Here is a 19021-nt window from a genome sequence, read left to right as displayed (position 1 = left end):
AGTAGTAGACAACTGGAAGAGGATAACTTGTTGACTTTATAAAGCAAAACGGACGTCAGTAGACGTCCGTTTCTGAATGAGTGGTGCCCGGACTCGGAATCGAACCAAGGACACGGGGATTTTCAATCCCCTGCTCTACCGACTGAGCTATCCGGGCAACGGGGCGCATTAAACCGTAATCCGTACGCTCCGTCAATCAAATTTCTCGATTTATCTCCCGGTTGCTTAACTTTGCGGCAATTCTGCATCTGAATGCGCTTTTTTGCCCGAAATTACATCATACCGTTATCACCTTCGCGGATTTTCCAGCTGTGGGTTACTGAAATTGCGCGGCGTAGCCCGGAGATGATGTAGTCGCCAACGACGTCCTCATCATCTCGCGGCGAGCTGATCGTGATTTCCGCATCAACGCCGTGACGGTATGCGCCGTGGTGGCTAAATATGGTACCGATAAAACATTTATCGTTTAGCCAGACCGGGATATATGCCACGGTTTCGTAAATATAGTTAGAGGCTACGCCGCTGTAATAGTTATTCGCATCGTCGGATGAGGTTCCGGGAGGAATAGGGCAAATGGGGGCATCACTGTCGCTCTGCGGTTTATCCTTTAACAGACTGCCCTGCATGACTTCCAGCGACTTCAGTAAATCCGATTTTTCCCTGCGATTTAGCGCGGGCGTCAGGGGCTGGTCTTTTTCCGGCGATCTGATGTCATTGAGGGTATAGCGGTAGCGAATAGTCACTGCAGGCGTGCCGCTGGAGGAACTAAACGGACGCAACAGATAGAGATTATCTTCGCCAAACTGACCGTTATACCAGAGCGCATACACCTGGCCATTAATTCGTACCCAGTGGCTCCACTGGTTCGCGCCGCGTTCGTTAAGAGAATAGATCGCACCGGGGACGCCCGCGTCAAAGTCATCGCCGTTCCCGCTGTCGTCGCTATTCATCGCATCAAACGTATCGTCATCGCGTTTTAATACGCCGGTATAGCTAAAGAGCCCGCTACCGCCGACGTAGCTGTCGATGATTAAATCACGTTTGCCGTCACCGTCGAGGTCGACAAGCGTGAAACTGACTTTGCCGTTTTCAGAGTCGGCGCTGATGTCGGACCGGAGAAATGCCTGCCACTCGTCATCGCTGATATCGGCGGAGGGTTTGCTCGTCGAGACCAAAGAGTCATCTACATAGGCGAGCGTAAAATGGCTGATATGGCCACTTAGCGGAAACTGTTCGGCGATTTTATTCAGATCCATCTCCGGATTGATTTTTTGCTCTTTTAACACGGCGTCGTATAGCGCCTTCAGCGCGTTGTTATCGGCATCTTTCTGCTGCTTTGGGATCACCTGACTGACAAACGTAGGCAGCATCCACGCTCCGCCGGGAGCGATTTCCCGGCAAGCGCCGGTGGTGTATTTCAGGCTCTGCACAAATGTTTTACCATCCCATACGCGCTCTTCACCGCTGATGCAGTCGGCGATACCGCGGCCTTTGTGGAAGAAGGTGATAACACCGTCGGCATAGCTGGAGGCGTCAGTGGCCACGAGCTGAGGTTGGGTCAGACGCGCTTTGTCGACGACCCACATGGCGTAGCCGTCGTTATAGGCTGCGCGCCAGCAGAGGGCCTGAATCAATGTGTGGTTTTTATCCAGCGGGGTTGCAGTGAGCTGGCGTTCCTGAGTTGGAATTTCCTCATTTTTCCAGTCGTCACAATGACTGTTTAGCTGAGGAACCAGCAACGGCAGGAGTTTCTTCCTTTGTTTTGTCGTCAACGCTATCGCTGTTGCGTTGTGGATGACCGGCGCGGCGATGATTTCGGGAGCGGGCGCCGCCGCCAGAGTGTTGTCATCATCGGCGTCGCCTTTACGTAGCAGCGCATCGGCGGTACCCAGACGCTGCTGGAATTCATCCATTTTCAGGAATACCGCACTGCTGCCTGCGCTGGAGAGAAACTTATGTTCGTCGTTAAGCGCAAGCTCAATTTTACCGTTGTGCTCCAGGGCCTGAATCAAGGCCGCTGTCTGCGTATCATCAAAGCGGAAATGGCTGTCGTCGGTGGCGTCAAGCGTACCGTTATCCTGATCATCGATGAAGAGATTCACCGTGGCATCCGGCGGAATATCATGCTCGGTTTGAGCGAAGGTGGCGACGGCGCTGACGTGCTGTGCCGCGCCTGCGTTACGGGTGAGCAGGACGCTGACTTCACCAGGTGTCGTGCCATAACCTGCGGCGCGGCAGGTGCCTGTGTTGTCGCAGGCAAGTTCCCAGTCTTTATACGCGAAAGAAAAACCTTGCGGAGGGGCGGCCAGAAGCGGTGCGGAACACAGCCCCATGATGGCGACCCAAAGAAAAGAGCGCATATAAAACCCTGTCAGCATATCGGTAAAAGGCAAATTATATGCGCGACGAAACCGTTAAGATATCGGAATCAGGTTAAAGCTCCACCCGTTCGGCACTGCGCAAAACGTAAAATGTCTTCCGCCAGGCGTCGTGCGGTATCGACATCGGTCTGGCTGCGCTTGATCAGCAGGCGGCCCAGGCAGCCTTCGATGATAAGCTCCATTTGCCTGGCGACCATCTCTGGATCGTCAACTTCCATCTGGCTGAGGAGTTCATGGGTATAGGCCAGTGAAGCCTGCTTTTGCTGCTCCGCCAACTGATGAATGGGATGTCCGGCATCCGGATAGAAAGTGCAGGCGGCAATAAACAGGCAGCCTGGATAGCGATGGTTGCTTACGCATGTGGTCAGCGCGCTATAACGGGCTAACAGTTTCTGTTCTGCGCTTAGCGACGTGTCCAGTAAGAGCTGGCGACGCCAGGCGTCGACTTGCTGGCTGAGGTAGCGCAGCGCGTCATACAGCAGCGCTTCGCGGTCTGGCCAGAAACGTTTGAGATCATCAAGCGGGTAAGCCACACGTTCGGCGACCATTTCCAGCGTGGTGTTAGCAATACCGTCGATTTCGAGGATTCGGATGGCTTCACCCAGGACATCTTCACGTTGCACGGTCTTCTCCTCCATTTTCTCTCCTCAAGTGTTGCTCACGGTTGCCGATCGCGCAAATGGGCGATGAATGCCGCGGCGTCCATAAACCCGGTGACACGTCGTGCGGGCTGTTCCTCGCCCTGTTCATTGAAGAACAGAATTGTGGGTAGGCCGAGCACCTGCAGGTGCTTCAGCAGCGCCGCTTCTTCCGCGCTGTTTTTTGTGACATCCGCTTGCAGCAGCACCGTCTCATGTAGCGCCTGTTGGACATCAGGCGAACTAAACGTGTATTTCTCAAACTCTTTGCAGGCCACGCACCAGTCAGCGTAGAGATCGAGCATCACCGGTTTACCTTTAGCCTGGCCCAGCGCAATGTTGAGCTCATCGACGTTGCTGACGCGGGTAAATTGCAGATGAGCCTGTCGCTGGGCGACCGGCTCGCCGAAAGCCCAGTCCTGCAATGGACGCGCGCTAACCAGCGCGGCGCCAAGCATCGCTATCTGCACGATACGCAGCCATGAGCGAGGGGCGCTCAGTGAGGTAATAAACGCCCAGCTAAAGAAGGCAATGCCGAGCAGAGACCAAAGCCGTAGACCCCATAGGTCACCGACGATACGCTCCAGCAAAAATACCGGTAGGGCGAGGATCACAAAGCCAAAGGCTGTTTTGACGTGAGCCATCCACGGGCCGCTTTTGGGTAGCAGGCGATTGCCAAAGACGGTCACCAGAATCAACGGCAGCCCCATACCCAGCGCGTAGAGATAGAGTGTTCCTCCGCCCAGCCACAGATTACCGCTCTGGGCGATATACAGCAGAATAGCGCTCAGTGGTGCGGTAGTGCAGGGCGAGCAGATGAGCCCGGCAATCGCTCCCATCGTGAATACGCCGCCCGGCGAACCGCCCTGACGTTGATTGCTCATCAGCGTCAGACGCGTCTGCAGAGACGAAGGTAGCTGGAGAGTAAACAGCCCAAACATCGACAGCGCCAGTATAATAAATACCACAGACAAGGCGATCAGCACATAAGGGTGCTGCAATGCCGCCTGGAACTGCAGACCGGCAGCGGCGACCACCAGACCCAGCGCGGTATACGTTAACGCCATCCCCTGGACGTAGATAAATGCCAGCAGCAGCGCACGGGGCGTCGTGAGTCGCTGTTTACTGCCCAGGACGATGCCGGAAATCAGCGGATACATTGGCAGAACGCAGGGAGTAAAGGCGATGCCGATACCGATTAATAGCGCCCAGAGCGCGCTAAAGGGCAGATGGGAACCAGGGGTATCCGCTGCGGGACGCGGAAGTACGGGCGGAGACTCTACCGGTAACGCAGGGCGCGTTTCCAGCGGCAGCGGTGGATTCAGCTTCGGCTGTACGGCGGATGTTGCGCGATCGGTGAGCGGGAGCGCTTTGCCAAGCGGCACGATTTTGCTTTCCGGCGGATAGCAAAAACCCGCATCCGCACATCCCTGATACGTCACGGTGAGGGTCGCGCCAGCGGCAGCCTCTGTCAGGGTGACAGGTATTGTCAGGCGATGACGGTAAATTTCGCTCTTGCCGTAGAACTCATCCTCATGCCATTCCCCTGAGGGCATGGCGGGGGCGCCAAAGGTGGCATTGGCCGAGGTCAGTTTGATCTGTTTGCGATAAAGGTAGTACCCCTCCTTAATTTGCCAGCTCAGATTGATATCATGTTGATTTTGCTGAAAATCAAAAGCGAAAGCCTGATCGGCAGGAACAAAGTTCGAATGGCCAGGGGCGTCGAACAGCCCGGCAAGGGCCGATGTGCTGCACAGCAGCAGGATCAGCGTAATGATGCGTTGAGCCATGAGAGGTAATCGTTGTCTCCGTGAATAACGGGCAGAACCAAAAGTTCAGGGGTTTGATACGGGTGATGGGACTTCAGGCAGTCCAGCAGCGCCTGCTGATGGGAGAGGTCGGTTTTTAGCAGCATTTGTACTTCATACTCCTGCTCCAGTTTCCCTTCCCAATAGTAAAGCGAAGTCGCTCCCGGCAAGAGCGTCGCGCAGGCGGCGAGTTTTTCCGCCAGCACTTTGGCCGCCAGTTCCTGGGCGGTTGCTTCATCCGGTGCAGTACAGAGTACAACAACAGCATCAGGCGTCGTCATCGTGAACCTCGTATCAGCGAAAAGAGGCACTATAGCACGCAAAATAAGGGGAGATTAGCGAAACGGGCCAGGATCTGGCCCGAATTTGTTGAGATTTATAACATGATGCCGCCAAAAATAAACCCGAGGATCACACACAGCGCAATGGCGATCACGCCAGGGATCAGGAAAGCATGGTTAAAGACATATTTGCCAATGCGGGTTGAGCCGGTGTCATCCATTTCGACTGCCGCCAGCAGGGTTGGGTAGGTCGGCAGGACGAACAGCGCAGAAACGGCGGCGAACGAGGCGATGGCGGTCAGCGGCGTGACGCCCAGCAGGAGCGCGGCGGGCATCAACGCCTTGGTGGTGGCTGCCTGGGAATAAAGCAGTGTCGCGGCGAAAAACAGCACCACCGCCAGCAGCCACGGATAGTTGTGCAGCAGGTCGCCCGCGACGGCCTGAATATCGCTAATATGGGCTTTGACAAACGTATCGCCCAGCCAGGCAACGCCGAGAACGCAGACGCAGGCGCTCATCCCGGACTTAAAGGTACTGGCGTTGAGCACCTCTCCGGTATCAATTTTACAGGTGATGCTAATCAGCGCCGCAATGGTCAGCATAAATACCACGATCGCTTCATTACGCGGCAGGACCGGATTCTTGATCAGGCCGACAGTATCGCTGATGGCGGTGGCGTAGAACATTACCGCCACGATACCAACCAGAAACAGCAAGACTGAGCGTCTGGCGTGTGGCTTAAGTTCAAAAACCTGGCTGCCGCGTAGTTTGACTTCCCCTTTGGCCAGTCTCTCCTGATAGACCGGGTCATCTTTCAGTTCGCTGCCGAGGAAGTTACACACGATGGCGGTGAGCATGACGGCGACGAGGGTGACCGGAATGCAGATTGCCAGTAGCGTCAGGTAGCTGACGCCCAGTGGTTCGAGGATGCCGGCAAAAAAGACCACCGCCGCAGAAATCGGCGAGGCGGTAATCGCAATCTGTGAGGCGACCACGGCAATGGAGAGCGGGCGTGAGGGACGGATCCCCTGTTCTTTCGCCACTTCGGTGATAACCGGCAACGTAGAAAAAGCGGTATGCCCGGTTCCGGCCAGCACGGTCATAAACCAGGTGACCAGCGGGGCGAGAAAGGTAATGTATTTAGGATGACGCCGCAGCATGCGTTCGGCAAGGCTGACCAGATAGTCCATTCCTCCGGCGACCTGCATCGCGGCGATAGCAGCGATAACCGCCATAATGATTTCAATGACGTCGAAGGGGATCGCTCCGGGTTTGATTTGAAAAACAAGGGTAAGGACGAGGACGCCGAGTCCTCCGGCAAAACCGATGCCGATACCCCCGAGTCTGGCTCCCAGATAAATGGCCAGCAGGACAATAATGAGTTCTGCACCAAACATAGATGTCTTCCTTGTTTGTTAGCAAGTTGATATTAATTTGTTGTAATTTAATGACCTAATAAGAACAAAAAAGGCATGTCAGTGCTGACATGCCCGTTGTACGTTTAATCTGGAAATTTACTGTTCACTTTCATCGGTATAACGCTTCGCTTTATAGGCCGGATGCATCAGGTTCTGCGCGGAGAAGATGTCATCCAGCTCCGCAGTGGTCAGCAGCCCGCGCTCAAGCACAACATCCCTGACGCTCTTGCCCGTTTCGGCGCAAATTTTGCCGACGATGTCGCCATTGTGGTGGCCAATATAGGGGTTGAGATAGGTAACGATGCCAATGGAGTTGTAGACATAGCTTTCGCATACCGCTTTGTTGGCGGTGATGCCGTTGACGCATTTTTCCAGCAGGTTGTAGCAGGCGTTGGTCAGAATATGGATAGATTCGAACATCGCCTGGCCAATGACCGGTTCCATGACGTTCAGTTGCAACTGACCGGCTTCGGCGGCCATCGTGACGGTGGTGTCATTCCCGATAACCTTGAAGCACACCTGGTTGACAACTTCCGGGACCACCGGATTGACTTTAGCCGGCATGATGGAAGAACCCGCCTGCAGCTCTGGCAGATTGATTTCGTTCAGACCAGCGCGCGGGCCGGAAGAGAGCAGGCGCAGGTCGTTACAGATTTTGGAGAGTTTTACCGCCAGACGTTTCAGGGCGCTGTGTACCATGACGTAGGCGCCGCAGTCGGAGGTGGCTTCAATCAGATCTTCCGCGGGGATGACCGGCAGGTTGCTGACTTCCGCCAGTTTTTGTACCGCTAACTGCTGGTAACCCTCCGGCGTGTTCAGACGGGTACCGATCGCGGTCGCGCCGAGGTTGACTTCCAGCAGCAGTTCTGCGGTACGCAGGATGCATTTGGTCTCTTCATTGAGCAGAACGTTGAATGCATGGAACTCCTGACCGAGGGTCATGGGCACCGCATCCTGTAACTGAGTACGGCCCATTTTCAGAATATCCTGGAACTCAACGGCCTTCTGCCGGAAGCCTTCGCCAAGCTGATTAATTGCATCAATCAGTTTGAGGATAGAGGCGTAGACCGCGATACGAAAACCCGTCGGGTAGGCATCGTTGGTGGACTGGCATTTGTTAACATGGTCGTTCGGGTTGAGATACTGATATTCACCTTTTTGGTGGCCCATCAGCTCAAGGCCGATGTTTGCCAGCACTTCGTTGGTGTTCATATTCACGGAAGTGCCTGCCCCGCCCTGGAATACATCAACCGGGAACTGGTCCATGCATTTTCCGTTATTCAGCACCTCATCGCATGCGGCGATAATGGCATTCGCAACGCTTTTAGGAATGGTTTTCAGCTCTTTGTTGGCCAACGCCGCGGCTTTTTTCACCATCACCATACCCCGGACAAATTCAGGTATGTCGCTGATCTTGTTGTTGCTGATATAGAAGTTTTCAATCGCTCTCAGAGTGTGAACGCCATAGTAGGCGTCAGCTGGAACTTCCCTGGTACCCAACAAATCTTCTTCGATACGAATGTGGTTTAACATGTGAACCTTCTCTCTCAAGCTGCCTATGAATTCACCAAATACGCAGGATTTATGGAATCTGACGCATTTTCTGGCCGCAGATTATTTCATCAACAAGCCTGGTGCCCACGATTATATTCTGATGATGGCGAATATCCGTCGTCCCGATCACTTATTATGTAGCGGATCTGATAAGAATTATTAATCTGTGAAATGTATCACCGCTTTTCTATTCTTGAAAAAAATAAGCTTTTTTGATGATTGAAAAACCGCGTTTTGACCCAAGATCTTTGCTATGCGAATAGCACATTTATGACTACGGGGGCCAACACTGGCGTCCGTTAATGAAGGAGACGCCGGTGCGTTGGATTCCGTTAATTGCCGTTTTTTTATACGTTTATATTGAGATATCGATCTTTATCCAGGTCGCCCATGTGCTCGGTGTATTGCTGACCCTGATTCTGGTGATCTTTAGCTCGGTCGTCGGGATATCGCTGGTGAAAAACCAGGGCTTTAAAAACCTGATGCTGATGCAGCAAAAAATAGAGGCCGGGGAGAGTCCGGCCGCGGAGATGATCAAAAGTGTGTCATTGATTATTGCGGGTTTGCTGCTGTTACTGCCGGGGTTTTTTACCGACTTCCTGGGTTTACTGCTGCTGTTGCCACCGGTGCAGAAGCATCTGACGATGAAGCTGATGCCATATCTGCGTTTTAGCCGGATGCCCGGGGGAGGATTTAGCGCGGGAACGGGGAGTGGCGATACCTTTGAAGGTGAGTTTCAGCGTAAAGACGAGGAGCGCGATCGCCTGGATCACAAAGACGATCGTCGGGACTAACATTGGCCGGGCCGGGTAGCGCCATGCGCATCCGGCCTACAGTTGTTTGACGGCTAACTTGCGCTGGGGCAAGAACAGCCATAGCACGACCAGCATCACTAATGCATACAGGCTCTTCCAGCCAACCATCGCCAGCAGCAGAAGACACAGCGCGCTGCCAACCGCCGCCAGCATGCGATAACGCCCCTGCAGTAACTGACATCCTGCCAGCATGCACAACAGATAAATCATGATAAAGATGCCGTTGGCATAGATGATCAGGGCATCAAGATTGATATTGAGCTCATAAATGCACAGGGAACTTACTACACAGCAACCCAGCACCGCGTTCAGGGCATTGCGCGGAATTTGCCGCGGCGATAGTCGGGCCAGATAGCTGTCTGGCTTGTATTGCGCCTGCGACCAGACCAGGCGGGCAAAGCTCTGAATATAAATATTGAGGCTGGCGAAACAGGCGAGGTAGCCGATAACGCAGGCAATCCACAGCGCCTTAACGCCGAACAGGCGCACCACGATATTGGGCAGCGACGCGGCGGCGGCCATCTCTTCGCCGAAAGCATGAAAATGCAGCACCAGCACGGTACAGGCCCAGTAAACGGAGCCCGCCAGCAATAAGCCAATCATTAGCGCACGAGGAAAGTCACGCTCTGGCTGCTTAAATTCCGCGGCCAGATGCGCAAAAGCTTCCAGACCAACAAAACACCAGAACATCACCGAGAGCGCAGAAAAAAGCTGCGAATGACTGATATCAGAAGGGGCCGGGAAGGGGATTTGCGTTGGGTTTATATCGCCGCGCCACCAGATGGCAACGATTAAAGCCACAATCAATACGGCAATCAGCGTTTGCAGATTGGCGCTGGAGCTGGCGCCGCGCGAGCCAACCCACCAGATAATCGCCAGCGTTCCCAGTTCGGCCAGCAATAACTGGCTATCGTGCCAGCCAAAAAGCGCCTGGCCAAAGCCAGTGGCGATATGCAGGGCGGCGGGCAGCCCGACGGGGATCACCGATAAAAATAGCCAGCCGGTGACGCGCGCCAGCCGTGGGCCAAAGGCCATGGCGACAAAATGTGCGACGCCGCCCGCGCTGGGAAAGTGGCGGCCCAGCGTTGCAAAAACGATTGCGATTGGAAAAACCAGCAGAATCAGCGCCGGCCATGCCCACAGGCTGTTATCGCCGGCAACCAGGGCAGCCAGCGCCGGGACGGCAAAGACGCCGGTTCCCAGTAATGATGTGGACAGTAATCCCACGCCTTGAGCAAGCCCCAACTCCTGTTTTAAACCACCCATGATTCAACCTTGTGCTCGGTAAAAACAGGATGGTATCACAATCACTTTTACTTATGGCGCCAGGGGAGAGCGCGCGAATTTGCGTATTTCGCCACACGGAGACAAATTTTTTTTTGTTTTCCCCTTGAAGCGGTGAAACCCCATCCCCATCTCTCAGTGCACTAGCCGGAAAACCGTGTGCGGACCGGCGTCATCCATAACTGATAATGACTTTCTCAAAGGAGAGCTATCAATGAGTATTCGTCCGTTACATGATCGTGTGATCGTCAAACGTAAAGAAGTTGAAACCAAATCTGCAGGTGGCATCGTTCTGACCGGCTCTGCGGCAACAAAATCAACTCGTGGCGAAATCATCGCTGTCGGTAAGGGCCGCATTCTGGAAAACGGAACCGTGCAGCCTCTGGACGTTAAAGTTGGTGACATCGTGATTTTTAACGATGGTTACGGGGTGAAATCCGAGAAGATCGACAATGAAGAAGTGTTGATCATGTCCGAAAACGACATTCTGGCAATTGTTGAAGCGTAATCCGCGAACGACACTGAACATACGAATTTAAGGGAAAAGTAAAATGGCAGCTAAAGACGTAAAATTCGGTAACGACGCTCGTGTGAAAATGCTGCGCGGCGTAAACGTACTGGCAGACGCAGTTAAAGTGACTCTGGGCCCGAAAGGCCGTAACGTTGTTCTCGACAAATCCTTCGGCGCACCGACCATCACCAAAGATGGCGTATCCGTTGCACGTGAAATCGAACTGGAAGACAAGTTCGAAAACATGGGTGCGCAGATGGTGAAAGAAGTGGCCTCTAAAGCGAATGACGCGGCAGGCGACGGTACCACCACCGCGACCGTACTGGCTCAGTCTATCATCGCTGAAGGCCTGAAAGCCGTTGCGGCGGGCATGAACCCGATGGATCTGAAACGTGGTATCGATAAAGCCGTTCAGGCCGCGGTTGAAGAGCTGAAAGTGCTGTCTGTACCGTGCTCTGACTCTAAAGCTATCGCTCAGGTTGGTACGATCTCCGCTAACTCCGATGAAACCGTTGGTAAACTGATCGCGGAAGCGATGGACAAAGTCGGTAAAGAAGGCGTGATTACCGTTGAAGATGGTACCGGTCTGGAAGACGAGCTGGATGTCGTTGAAGGTATGCAGTTTGACCGCGGTTACCTCTCTCCGTACTTCATCAACAAACCGGACACCGGTGCTGTTGAGCTGGAAAGCCCGTATATCTTGCTGGCTGACAAAAAAGTCTCCAACATCCGCGAATTGCTGCCGGTTCTGGAAGCCGTAGCAAAAGCGGGTAAACCGCTGGTTATCATCGCTGAAGACGTTGAAGGCGAAGCGCTGGCGACCCTGGTGGTTAACACCATGCGTGGTATTGTTAAAGTGGCTGCGGTTAAAGCGCCGGGCTTCGGTGACCGTCGTAAAGCAATGCTGCAGGACATCGCAACCCTGACTGGCGGTACCGTTATCTCTGAAGAGATCGGTATGGAGCTGGAAAAAGCGACGCTGGAAGACCTGGGTCAGGCAAAACGCATTGTTATCAACAAAGATACCACCACTATTATTGATGGTGTGGGTGAAGAAGCGGCGATTCAGGGCCGCGTTTCTCAGATCCGTAAGCAGATCGAAGAAGCGACTTCTGACTACGACCGCGAAAAACTGCAGGAACGCGTTGCTAAACTGGCAGGCGGTGTGGCAGTAATCAAAGTTGGTGCTGCGACCGAAGTTGAAATGAAAGAGAAGAAAGCCCGCGTTGATGATGCCCTGCACGCGACCCGTGCTGCGGTAGAAGAAGGCGTGGTTGCTGGTGGTGGTGTTGCGCTGGTTCGCGTCGCCGCTAAACTGTCTGGCCTGACTGCGCAGAACGAAGACCAGAACGTGGGTATCAAAGTTGCGCTGCGCGCGATGGAAGCTCCGCTGCGTCAGATCGTTTCCAACGCCGGTGAAGAGCCGTCTGTTGTGGCTAACAACGTGAAAGGCGGTGAAGGTAACTACGGTTATAACGCCGCGACCGAAGAATACGGCAACATGATCGACTTCGGTATCCTGGACCCAACCAAAGTGACCCGTTCTGCTCTGCAGTATGCGGCATCCGTTGCTGGTCTGATGATCACCACCGAGTGCATGGTAACCGACCTGCCGAAAGCCGATGCGCCTGACTTAGGTGCTGCTGGCGGCATGGGCGGCATGGGTGGTATGGGCGGCATGATGTAATCGTGCGCTATACCGCTTAGTAATAAGGAAACCCCCGGGCAGAAATGCTCGGGGGTTTTTCTTTTTGCTACCTTTTTAGTATAAGGTTGTACATCCGGGCCAGCGCGTCCGGCTCATTGATCGTGGGGAATAACATGCAGATAAAATATGTAGCAGGGATCGTCGGCGCAGCATTATTGTTAGCAGGTTGCAGCACCAGCAACGAACTGACCTCTGGTGGCCAGAATGTGCGCTTTGTTGAAGATAAACCGGGTTCGGAATGCCAGTTATTAGGAACCGCGACCGGTAAGCAAAGTAACTGGCTGTCAGGGCAGAATGGCGATGAAGGCGGTTCTATGCGCGGTGCGGCAAACGCGCTGCGTAACCATGCGGCGGAAATGGGCGGCAATGTGATTTACGGCGTCAGCAGCCCGACTCAGAATCTGCTGTCGAGCTTTATCCCGACAGACAGCCAGATGAATGGCCAGGTCTATAAGTGCCCGAATTGACGGCATTCGGTGCCCCGATCATAAGGCGTGGCACCTGACCTTCATTTGTCCACCGGTCATCGTTCCTCTGCCGGATAAAACCGGCAGATCCACTTGATTAGCGCTGTTTTAATCCGAGATCCAGCGGTGTTTTACTGGGTTCTCCCCCAATCTCCCGCGCGAGTTTTGGCACCATATAGCCGGAAACCAGCGTCAGTAGTTCTCGCATAATTGCGCGAGCCTCTTCGTCGTCGACCATAAAATGGGATGCGCCCTGAACTTTGTCCAGGACATGCAAGTAATAAGGCATTACCCCGGCATCGAACAGCGCGTTACTCAAGTCAGCAAGGGTTTTTGCACTATTGTTGACGCCACGTAGCAGCACACTTTGGTTAAGCAGGGTGACGCCGGCCATACGAAGCCGCATCATCGCGCGACGAAATTCACCGTCAATTTCATTGGCATGGTTGATATGATTGACAAGCAATATCTGTAACGATGATGCGGCGACCCGGTCAACGAGTGTATCGGTAATACGCGCCGGGATGACGATTGGTAACCGGCTGTGGATACGCACACGTTTTATATGTGCAATCGCTTCCAGCTGTGTAAATAGCCAGTCAAGTTCGTGATCTTTTGCCATTAGCGGATCGCCTCCGGAAAAGATAATCTCGTCAAGCTGAGGATGGGTCGCAATATACTCCAGCGCCATCTGCCAGTTGCGTTTATTACCCTGATTTTCGGCGTAGGGGAAGTGGCGACGGAAGCAGTAGCGGCAGTTTACGGCACAGCCGCCTTTGACCAGCAACAGCGCACGATTCTTGTATTTGTGCAGCAAACCGGGAACCACGCTGTGCTGTTCTTGCAGGGGATCGGTTGAGAATCCTGGCGCGGTGATGAATTCATCTTGTGATGTAAGTACCTGACGAAGCAGGGGATCATCAGGATTGCCAGGTTCCATTCTGGCGATAAACGCCCGCGGAACGCGTAGGGCGAACAGGCGCCGGGCATCGTATCCGGCCAACAGCTTTGCATCAGCAGTTATACTTAAAAGCTGTAGCAGTTCATCGGGACTGGTCACGACATCGGAAAGTTGCGTTAACCAATCTTCTCTGGATGGGGTATTTAGGGTTACAATATGCGCCATTTTGTGGCTTAGCTACCAATTAACAAAATTTTAGAGGGCCTTATGGCGACTTACTATAGCAACGATTTTCGTGCCGGTCTTAAAATCATGCTGGACGGCGAACCTTATGCAGTTGAAGCAAGCGAATTTGTGAAACCCGGTAAAGGCCAGGCCTTTGCGCGCGTTAAGCTGCGTCGCCTGCTGACAGGAACGCGTGTTGAGAAAACCTTCAAGTCCACCGATTCCGCGGAAGGCGCCGATGTTGTTGATATGAACCTGACTTACCTCTATAGCGATGGTGAGTTTTGGCACTTTATGAATAACTCAACTTTCGAACAGCTTGCTGCTGACGAGAAAGCGGTTGGCGATAACGCCAAATGGCTGCTGGATCAGGCTGAATGCATCGTAACGCTGTGGAACGGCCAGCCTATCTCCGTCACCCCGCCAAACTTCGTTGAACTGGAAATCGTCGACACTGACCCAGGTCTGAAAGGCGATACCGCAGGTACTGGCGGCAAACCGGCGACGCTGTCTACCGGCGCAGTGGTTAAAGTTCCGCTGTTCGTGCAGATTGGCGAAGTCATCAAAGTGGATACCCGCTCTGGCGAATATGTATCCCGCGTGAAGTAATTTACGCGATGAGCGGGTTGGCGCAGCGCGATGCTGCGCCTTTTGCCTGGCGAAATCGTCGCCAGGAAGATGAAGCGCACCATAAAACGTCTGGTCGTGTTGTTCCTGAGCGGCGCCCTGTTAATGCAATATGGTTTGTGGCGCTGGCGACGATATCCAGAATCCGGGGCGCGTTTCCCTTAGCTGCCAGCGCATTTTCCGCATCAGGCAATTCAGATTTATAAACGATTCCTCCTCCCTGACGCTTGTCGTTAATCTCTTTTTTCTTAAAAAACGTAGCGCTGCCTTCATTCCAGAGCCGATTGTCTATGCTTATAGAGCACGATAACTAAAACGGGTAAATAAGGATGATATTATGGTGAAAAAAACAATTGCAGCGTTCTTTACGGTTTTGGTTCTTTCCTCTGTATTGACCGCATGCAATACAACGCGCGGTATTGGTCAGGATATTTCCGAAGGTGGTAGCGCAATTTCTGGCGCGGCAACCAAAGCTCAGCAATAGACCATGGCGGTACGGCCATTGGTCGTACCGTTCTTTCTTCCCTCAGTGCATTGTGTATAATCTCCGCGGACGATCATCTGCCTTACGGGACGACCCGTGAGCGCTTCACATTCGGGGACGACTCCAGCAAAGGAGCCATATGTCCTGGTTAGCGTTATTTATTGCGGGTCTTCTCGAAGTTGTCTGGGCGGTTGGCCTGAAATATACCCACGGTTTTAGCCGTCTGTTACCCAGCGCGATCACGATTGTCGCGATGGTTGTGAGTCTGACATTGCTGTCGTGGGCGATGAAAACATTACCTGTGGGGACGGCTTACGCGATATGGACCGGGATTGGCGCGGTTGGTGCCGCGGTCACGGGGATTATTTTATTGGGAGAGTCTGCCAGTCTGCTGCGTATTACCAGCCTCGTCTGTATTGTGATTGGCATTATCGGGCTGAAGTTGAGTGCCCATTAAACGTATTGATTCGCGCATAACGATTTGATCGCTGTGAAGGCCGGAGTCTGCATAAATGCGTCATCCGGCAATCGGATTTATATAAATAAAATGCCGACCAGCGTCACAATCGTCAGAATTGCTGCCAGCCCGTAGAAAATCCACTTCCCGTTGGGAATGTGAATTTTCAAATCATGCATCGCGTGATGAATACGGTGGAGTCCGCACCACAGGGGCAGAACAATCATCAGGAAAATGAATGCGCGGCCAATGAAACTGTGGGCAAAAGCCAGTACGCGTTGGTAACTAAACGCATCATCGGGGGCGAGGCCGAGCGGCATAATAATGCCAACCAGCAGTACTATCACGGGGGCGATAATTGCCCCCCACATACCACCGGCGCCAAACAGCCCCCAGAATACGGGTTCATCAGAACGTTTTGGGTTGGGATTGATCATTCCAGCCTCCTTACCAGAACAGGGCGACAAACAGAATCACCACGGTAACGACCGCAGTGACGACCCAAAGCCCTTTAATGATTGGCTCTGGCCCCATTTTCTCGCCTTTGACGATAATATTGGCGGCTTTCGGCGCCAGTTCGAACCAGGTTTTGCTATGCAGCAGCGCGGCAGCAAGCGTGATCAGGTTCAGAATCACGACAATCGGGTTTTGTAGAAAACCGATATAGCCCGCCCAGCTTTCCGCACCCTGCTTCAGGGCGAAGAGTCCGTAAATCAGCACAATGCTGAACCACACCGTTGGCACCGCTGTCCCCTCGCGCAGCATATAGAAGCGATAAAACGGCAGCTTTTTCCACCAGGTGGACGGCATTGGCCGTACGTAGGGTTTGCGTTTAGTCGTCATACTGCACTCCTTAGCGTGGTTTCAGGGTGGCGATAAGAAAGTCTTTCGAACTTTCGACCTTGCCCTGCTGGATCGCGGCCGCCGGATCGACGTGTTTAGGACAGACTTCAGAGCAGTAGCCCACGAAAGTACAGGTCCAGACGCCATTCTTGCCATTAAGCTGCGCCATACGTTCCTTTTTACCGTGGTCACGGCTGTCTTCGTTGTAACGATGGGCGAGAGTGATCGCCGCCGGGCCGATAAACTCAGGATTAAGGCCAAACTGTGGGCAGGCCGCATAGCACAAGCCGCAGTTGATACAGCCAGAAAACTGGTGATACTTCGCCATTTGCGCCGGCGTTTGCTTGTTTGGCCCCTGGTCAGTCGTACGTGAGTTGCCGATGATGTATGGCTTAATCGCTTCCAGACTTTCAATAAAGTGGGTCATATCGACGACCAGGTCGCGCTCAATCGGGAAGTTGGCCAGCGCTTCAACCTTAATCCCCTTACTGTACTCGCGCAGGAAGGTTTTACAGGCCAGTTTTGGCACGTTGTTCACCATCATGCCGCAGGAGCCGCAAATCGCCATACGGCATGACCAGCGGTAGCTGAGATCGGGCGCAAGGTTATCTTTGATATAGCCGAGGGCATCAAGCAGTGAAGTTTGCTCATCGTAGGGAACGTCATAGAAAGCGCTGTGGGGTGCGCTGTCCACTTCCGGATTGTAGCGCACCACTTCGACCTTCATATTTTTCATCTCAGCCATTCGTCGTCTCCTTCTTCTCGGCTGCTTCCGCTTCAGCGCCATACACGCGTTTTGCTGGCGGCAGAGTGGTGATTTTTACATCACTGTACGCCAGGCTGGTATTACCGTCGGCATCACGGAAAGCGAGCGTATGCTTGAGGAAATTGACATCGTCGCGTTCAGTGCACCCCTCATCCAGACGCTGATGCGCGCCGCGGGATTCTTTACGCGCCATCGCTGAGTGCGCCATACATTCAGCGACGTTCAGGCCGTGTCCTAACTCAATGGTGTAAAGCAGGTCAGTATTGAACACGCTGGAGGTGTCGGTGATACGCACACGCCGGAAGCGCTCCTGCAGCTCGGCCAGTTTATCAATGGTTTTCTGCATCAGCTCCGGCGTACGGTAGATGCCGCAACCTTCCTCCATCGACAGGCCCATTTCATCGCGGATTTTCGCCCAGTTCTCGTTACCTTCCTGGTTAACCAGGGCGTGCAAACGTTTCTCGACATCGGCGGCCTGTGCATCCAGCGCCGCGCCGTTAGCGTCGCCGGCATCTGCTGCGCGCAGCATCGCTTGCTCGCCGGCCAGACGACCAAAGACCACCAGTTCCGCCAGCGAATTGGAACCAAGACGGTTAGCGCCGTGCAGGCCAACGGATGAGCATTCGCCCACGGCAAAGAGGCCTTTAATGCGGGTTTCACACTGCTGGTCGGTTTCGATACCGCCCATGGTGTAGTGGGCGGTTGGCCGTACCGGAATCGGGTCTTTCACCGGATCGACGCCGACGTAGGCCTTCGAGAGTTCACAAATGAACGGCAGACGTTCGAGCAGTTTTTTCTCGCCGAGATGGCGCAGATCGAGATAAACCACATCGCCTCGCGGCGTTGGGATCGTATTGCCTTTGCGCCATTCGTGCCAGAATGCCTGGGAGACTTTGTCCCGAGGGCCAAGCTCCATGTATTTGTTTTTCGGTTCGCCGAGGGGTGTTTCCGGACCCATGCCGTAATCCTGGAGATAGCGGTAGCCGTTTTTGTTGACCAGAATGCCACCTTCGCCGCGACAGCCTTCGGTCATCAGGATACCGGACCCCGGCAGACCCGTTGGGTGATATTGTACGAACTCCATGTCCCGCAGCGGTACGCCGTGACTTAGCGCCATGCCCATCCCGTCGCCAGTGACGATGCCGCCGTTGGTATTATAACGATAAACGCGCCCCGCGCCGCCGGTCGCCAGCACCACCGCGTTAGCACGGATCTGCACCAGCGTACCTTCCATCATGTTCATCGCGACCAGGCCACGCGCCTGGCCATCATCGACCAGAATGTCGAGGACGAAATGCTCATCGAAGCGTTGAATTTGCGGAAACTGGAGGGAGGTCTGGAACAGGGTGTGTAGCATATGAAAGCCGGTTTTATCGGCGGCGAACCAGGTGCGTTCGATTTTCATGCCGCCGAAGCGTCGGACGTTGACGCTGCCGTCAGGGCGACGACTCCATGGACATCCCCACTGTTCAAGCTGGGTCATCTCTTGCGGGCAGTGATGGACGAAGTAGTCGACCACATCCTGCTCGCACAACCAGTCTCCACCGGCAACGGTGTCGTGAAAATGGTACTCAAAACTATCATGATCCTGGGCGACGGCAGCGGACCCTCCTTCAGCCGCCACGGTATGGCTACGCATAGGATAGACTTTGGAAATTAGAGCGATTTTGGCATTTGGATTCGCATGTGCGGCGGCAATTGCGGTGCGAAGACCTGCTCCGCCTGCGCCAATTACGGCAAGATCGGCTTGAAAAGTTTGCACGACATTCCTCCAGTTTTTGTTTATTCCGCCGGCGGATTGGCGAAAATGTATTACTTCTCCTTTATAGGTAGGGAGTATAGCCGTACGATCA

At 53.8% G+C, this 19021-nt stretch carries 19 protein-coding genes and 1 tRNA gene; 7 read left to right on the top strand and 13 right to left on the bottom strand.

All coding sequences use genetic code 11. The features are described 5' to 3' along the window. Positions 1-81 precede the first annotated feature (81 nt). The 7 genes from FN037_RS18510 to aspA form a co-directional block, all read right to left on the bottom strand. Positions 82-157 (bottom strand) — tRNA-Phe (locus FN037_RS18510). Between the two features lie 115 nt (positions 158-272). Further along, positions 273-2360, bottom strand: a complete 2088-nt coding sequence (locus FN037_RS18505) for a DUF1176 domain-containing protein (protein WP_142502904.1) — start codon at positions 2358-2360, stop codon at positions 273-275. A gap of 68 nt (positions 2361-2428) precedes the next feature. Beyond that, the gene (locus FN037_RS18500; protein ID WP_142502971.1) at positions 2429-3004 is read right to left on the bottom strand and encodes a transcriptional regulator; all 576 of its coding nucleotides are present in this window, start codon (positions 3002-3004) and stop codon (positions 2429-2431) included. A 35-nt stretch (positions 3005-3039) separates the two neighbouring features. Further along, on the bottom strand, positions 3040-4809 hold the full coding sequence (locus tag FN037_RS18495; RefSeq protein ID WP_142502903.1) for a protein-disulfide reductase DsbD: 1770 nt from the start codon (positions 4807-4809) through the stop codon (positions 3040-3042). Continuing rightward, on the bottom strand, positions 4785-5108 hold the full coding sequence (gene cutA / locus FN037_RS18490) for a divalent cation tolerance protein CutA (RefSeq protein WP_138358464.1): 324 nt from the start codon (positions 5106-5108) through the stop codon (positions 4785-4787). Before cutA ends, FN037_RS18495 begins: the two co-directional genes overlap by 25 nt. Before the next feature lie 95 nt (positions 5109-5203). Then, the gene (locus FN037_RS18485; RefSeq protein ID WP_138358466.1) at positions 5204-6505 is read right to left on the bottom strand and encodes an anaerobic C4-dicarboxylate transporter; all 1302 of its coding nucleotides are present in this window, start codon (positions 6503-6505) and stop codon (positions 5204-5206) included. A 117-nt stretch (positions 6506-6622) separates the two neighbouring features. After that, positions 6623-8059: an aspartate ammonia-lyase gene (gene aspA / locus FN037_RS18480; RefSeq protein WP_138358468.1), complete on the bottom strand. Its 1437-nt coding sequence runs from the start codon at positions 8057-8059 to the stop codon at positions 6623-6625. Between the two features lie 338 nt (positions 8060-8397). On the opposite strand from aspA, the gene FN037_RS18475 reads away from it, so the two are divergent. Next, complete coding sequence (locus FN037_RS18475) at positions 8398-8874, top strand: FxsA family protein (RefSeq protein WP_171034797.1); 477 nt, start codon at positions 8398-8400, stop codon at positions 8872-8874. Between the two features lie 36 nt (positions 8875-8910). Here the strand turns inward: FN037_RS18475 and yjeH are convergent, their stop codons facing one another. Continuing rightward, positions 8911-10161, bottom strand: coding sequence for an L-methionine/branched-chain amino acid transporter (gene yjeH, locus FN037_RS18470; RefSeq protein ID WP_138358472.1), 1251 nt, complete (start codon positions 10159-10161; stop codon positions 8911-8913). A 232-nt stretch (positions 10162-10393) separates the two neighbouring features. Here yjeH and FN037_RS18465 point away from each other — a divergent pair, with 232 nt between their 5' ends. The 3 genes from FN037_RS18465 (at position 10394) to FN037_RS18455 (ending at position 12865) form a co-directional block, all read left to right on the top strand. Continuing rightward, on the top strand, positions 10394-10687 hold the full coding sequence (locus tag FN037_RS18465) for a co-chaperone GroES (protein WP_138358474.1): 294 nt from the start codon (positions 10394-10396) through the stop codon (positions 10685-10687). 43 nt (positions 10688-10730) lie between these two features. Further along, positions 10731-12377 carry a chaperonin GroEL gene (groL, locus tag FN037_RS18460; RefSeq protein WP_138358476.1) on the top strand — a complete coding sequence of 549 codons (1647 nt, stop codon included), beginning with the start codon at positions 10731-10733 and terminating at the stop codon, positions 12375-12377. Between the two features lie 134 nt (positions 12378-12511). After that, a complete protein-coding gene (locus tag FN037_RS18455; RefSeq protein ID WP_138358478.1) occupies positions 12512-12865 on the top strand; it encodes a DUF4156 domain-containing protein in 354 nt (117 codons plus the stop codon). Positions 12866-12962: 97 nt separating this feature from the next. Here the strand turns inward: FN037_RS18455 and epmB are convergent, their stop codons facing one another. After that, positions 12963-13991 (bottom strand): EF-P beta-lysylation protein EpmB, encoded by a 1029-nt coding sequence (gene epmB / locus FN037_RS18450; protein WP_138358480.1) that lies wholly within the window; start codon positions 13989-13991, stop codon positions 12963-12965. Positions 13992-14033: 42 nt separating this feature from the next. Here epmB and efp point away from each other — a divergent pair, with 42 nt between their 5' ends. The 3 genes from efp to sugE all read left to right on the top strand — a co-directional run bounded on the left by efp (position 14034) and on the right by sugE (position 15559). Beyond that, on the top strand, positions 14034-14600 hold the full coding sequence (gene efp, locus FN037_RS18445) for an elongation factor P (protein ID WP_138358482.1): 567 nt from the start codon (positions 14034-14036) through the stop codon (positions 14598-14600). Positions 14601-14955: 355 nt separating this feature from the next. After that, positions 14956-15102: a lipoprotein toxin entericidin B gene (gene ecnB, locus FN037_RS18440; protein ID WP_138358484.1), complete on the top strand. Its 147-nt coding sequence runs from the start codon at positions 14956-14958 to the stop codon at positions 15100-15102. Between the two features lie 139 nt (positions 15103-15241). Next, entirely contained in the window at positions 15242-15559 is a 318-nt protein-coding gene (gene sugE / locus FN037_RS18435) for a quaternary ammonium compound efflux SMR transporter SugE (protein ID WP_138358486.1), read from the top strand. A 77-nt stretch (positions 15560-15636) separates the two neighbouring features. Here the strand turns inward: sugE and frdD are convergent, their stop codons facing one another. The 4 genes from frdD to frdA are packed head-to-tail and all read right to left on the bottom strand — an operon-like array spanning position 15637 to position 18930. Further along, a complete protein-coding gene (gene frdD, locus FN037_RS18430; protein WP_138358488.1) occupies positions 15637-15996 on the bottom strand; it encodes a fumarate reductase subunit FrdD in 360 nt (119 codons plus the stop codon). Between the two features lie 10 nt (positions 15997-16006). Continuing rightward, on the bottom strand, positions 16007-16402 hold the full coding sequence (frdC, locus tag FN037_RS18425; RefSeq protein WP_138358490.1) for a fumarate reductase subunit FrdC: 396 nt from the start codon (positions 16400-16402) through the stop codon (positions 16007-16009). A gap of 10 nt (positions 16403-16412) precedes the next feature. After that, on the bottom strand, positions 16413-17147 hold the full coding sequence (locus tag FN037_RS18420) for a succinate dehydrogenase/fumarate reductase iron-sulfur subunit (RefSeq protein ID WP_138358492.1): 735 nt from the start codon (positions 17145-17147) through the stop codon (positions 16413-16415). After that, positions 17140-18930 carry a fumarate reductase (quinol) flavoprotein subunit gene (frdA, locus tag FN037_RS18415; RefSeq protein ID WP_138358494.1) on the bottom strand — a complete coding sequence of 597 codons (1791 nt, stop codon included), beginning with the start codon at positions 18928-18930 and terminating at the stop codon, positions 17140-17142. The genes FN037_RS18420 and frdA overlap by 8 nt, the downstream gene beginning before the upstream one ends. Positions 18931-19021 lie beyond the last annotated feature (91 nt).

It is taken from the genome of Klebsiella sp. 2680 (assembly GCF_900198535.1).
GTDB lineage: Bacteria > Pseudomonadota > Gammaproteobacteria > Enterobacterales > Enterobacteriaceae > Klebsiella > Klebsiella indica.
Note: the sequence above shows the minus strand (reverse complement) of the source record. Positions and strands in the feature narration are given on the sequence as shown.

Excerpts from the sequence above, each read along its gene's own strand:
- FN037_RS18485 (WP_138358466.1), bottom strand. The coding sequence starts at position 6,505 with ATGTTTGGTGCAGAACTCATTATTGTCCTGCTGGCCATTTATCTGGGA.
- FN037_RS18455 (WP_138358478.1), top strand. The coding sequence starts at position 12,512 with ATGCAGATAAAATATGTAGCAGGGATCGTCGGCGCAGCATTATTGTTA.
- aspA (WP_138358468.1), bottom strand. The coding sequence starts at position 8,059 with ATGTTAAACCACATTCGTATCGAAGAAGATTTGTTGGGTACCAGGGAA.
- FN037_RS18505 (WP_142502904.1), bottom strand. The coding sequence starts at position 2,360 with ATGCGCTCTTTTCTTTGGGTCGCCATCATGGGGCTGTGTTCCGCACCG.
- cutA (WP_138358464.1), bottom strand. The coding sequence starts at position 5,108 with ATGACGACGCCTGATGCTGTTGTTGTACTCTGTACTGCACCGGATGAA.
- FN037_RS18465 (WP_138358474.1), top strand. The coding sequence starts at position 10,394 with ATGAGTATTCGTCCGTTACATGATCGTGTGATCGTCAAACGTAAAGAA.
- FN037_RS18495 (WP_142502903.1), bottom strand. The coding sequence starts at position 4,809 with ATGGCTCAACGCATCATTACGCTGATCCTGCTGCTGTGCAGCACATCG.
- frdD (WP_138358488.1), bottom strand. The coding sequence starts at position 15,996 with ATGATCAATCCCAACCCAAAACGTTCTGATGAACCCGTATTCTGGGGG.
- groL (WP_138358476.1), top strand. The coding sequence starts at position 10,731 with ATGGCAGCTAAAGACGTAAAATTCGGTAACGACGCTCGTGTGAAAATG.
- epmB (WP_138358480.1), bottom strand. The coding sequence starts at position 13,991 with ATGGCGCATATTGTAACCCTAAATACCCCATCCAGAGAAGATTGGTTA.
- yjeH (WP_138358472.1), bottom strand. The coding sequence starts at position 10,161 with ATGGGTGGTTTAAAACAGGAGTTGGGGCTTGCTCAAGGCGTGGGATTA.
- sugE (WP_138358486.1), top strand. The coding sequence starts at position 15,242 with ATGTCCTGGTTAGCGTTATTTATTGCGGGTCTTCTCGAAGTTGTCTGG.
- FN037_RS18420 (WP_138358492.1), bottom strand. The coding sequence starts at position 17,147 with ATGGCTGAGATGAAAAATATGAAGGTCGAAGTGGTGCGCTACAATCCG.
- ecnB (WP_138358484.1), top strand. The coding sequence starts at position 14,956 with ATGGTGAAAAAAACAATTGCAGCGTTCTTTACGGTTTTGGTTCTTTCC.
- frdC (WP_138358490.1), bottom strand. The coding sequence starts at position 16,402 with ATGACGACTAAACGCAAACCCTACGTACGGCCAATGCCGTCCACCTGG.
- efp (WP_138358482.1), top strand. The coding sequence starts at position 14,034 with ATGGCGACTTACTATAGCAACGATTTTCGTGCCGGTCTTAAAATCATG.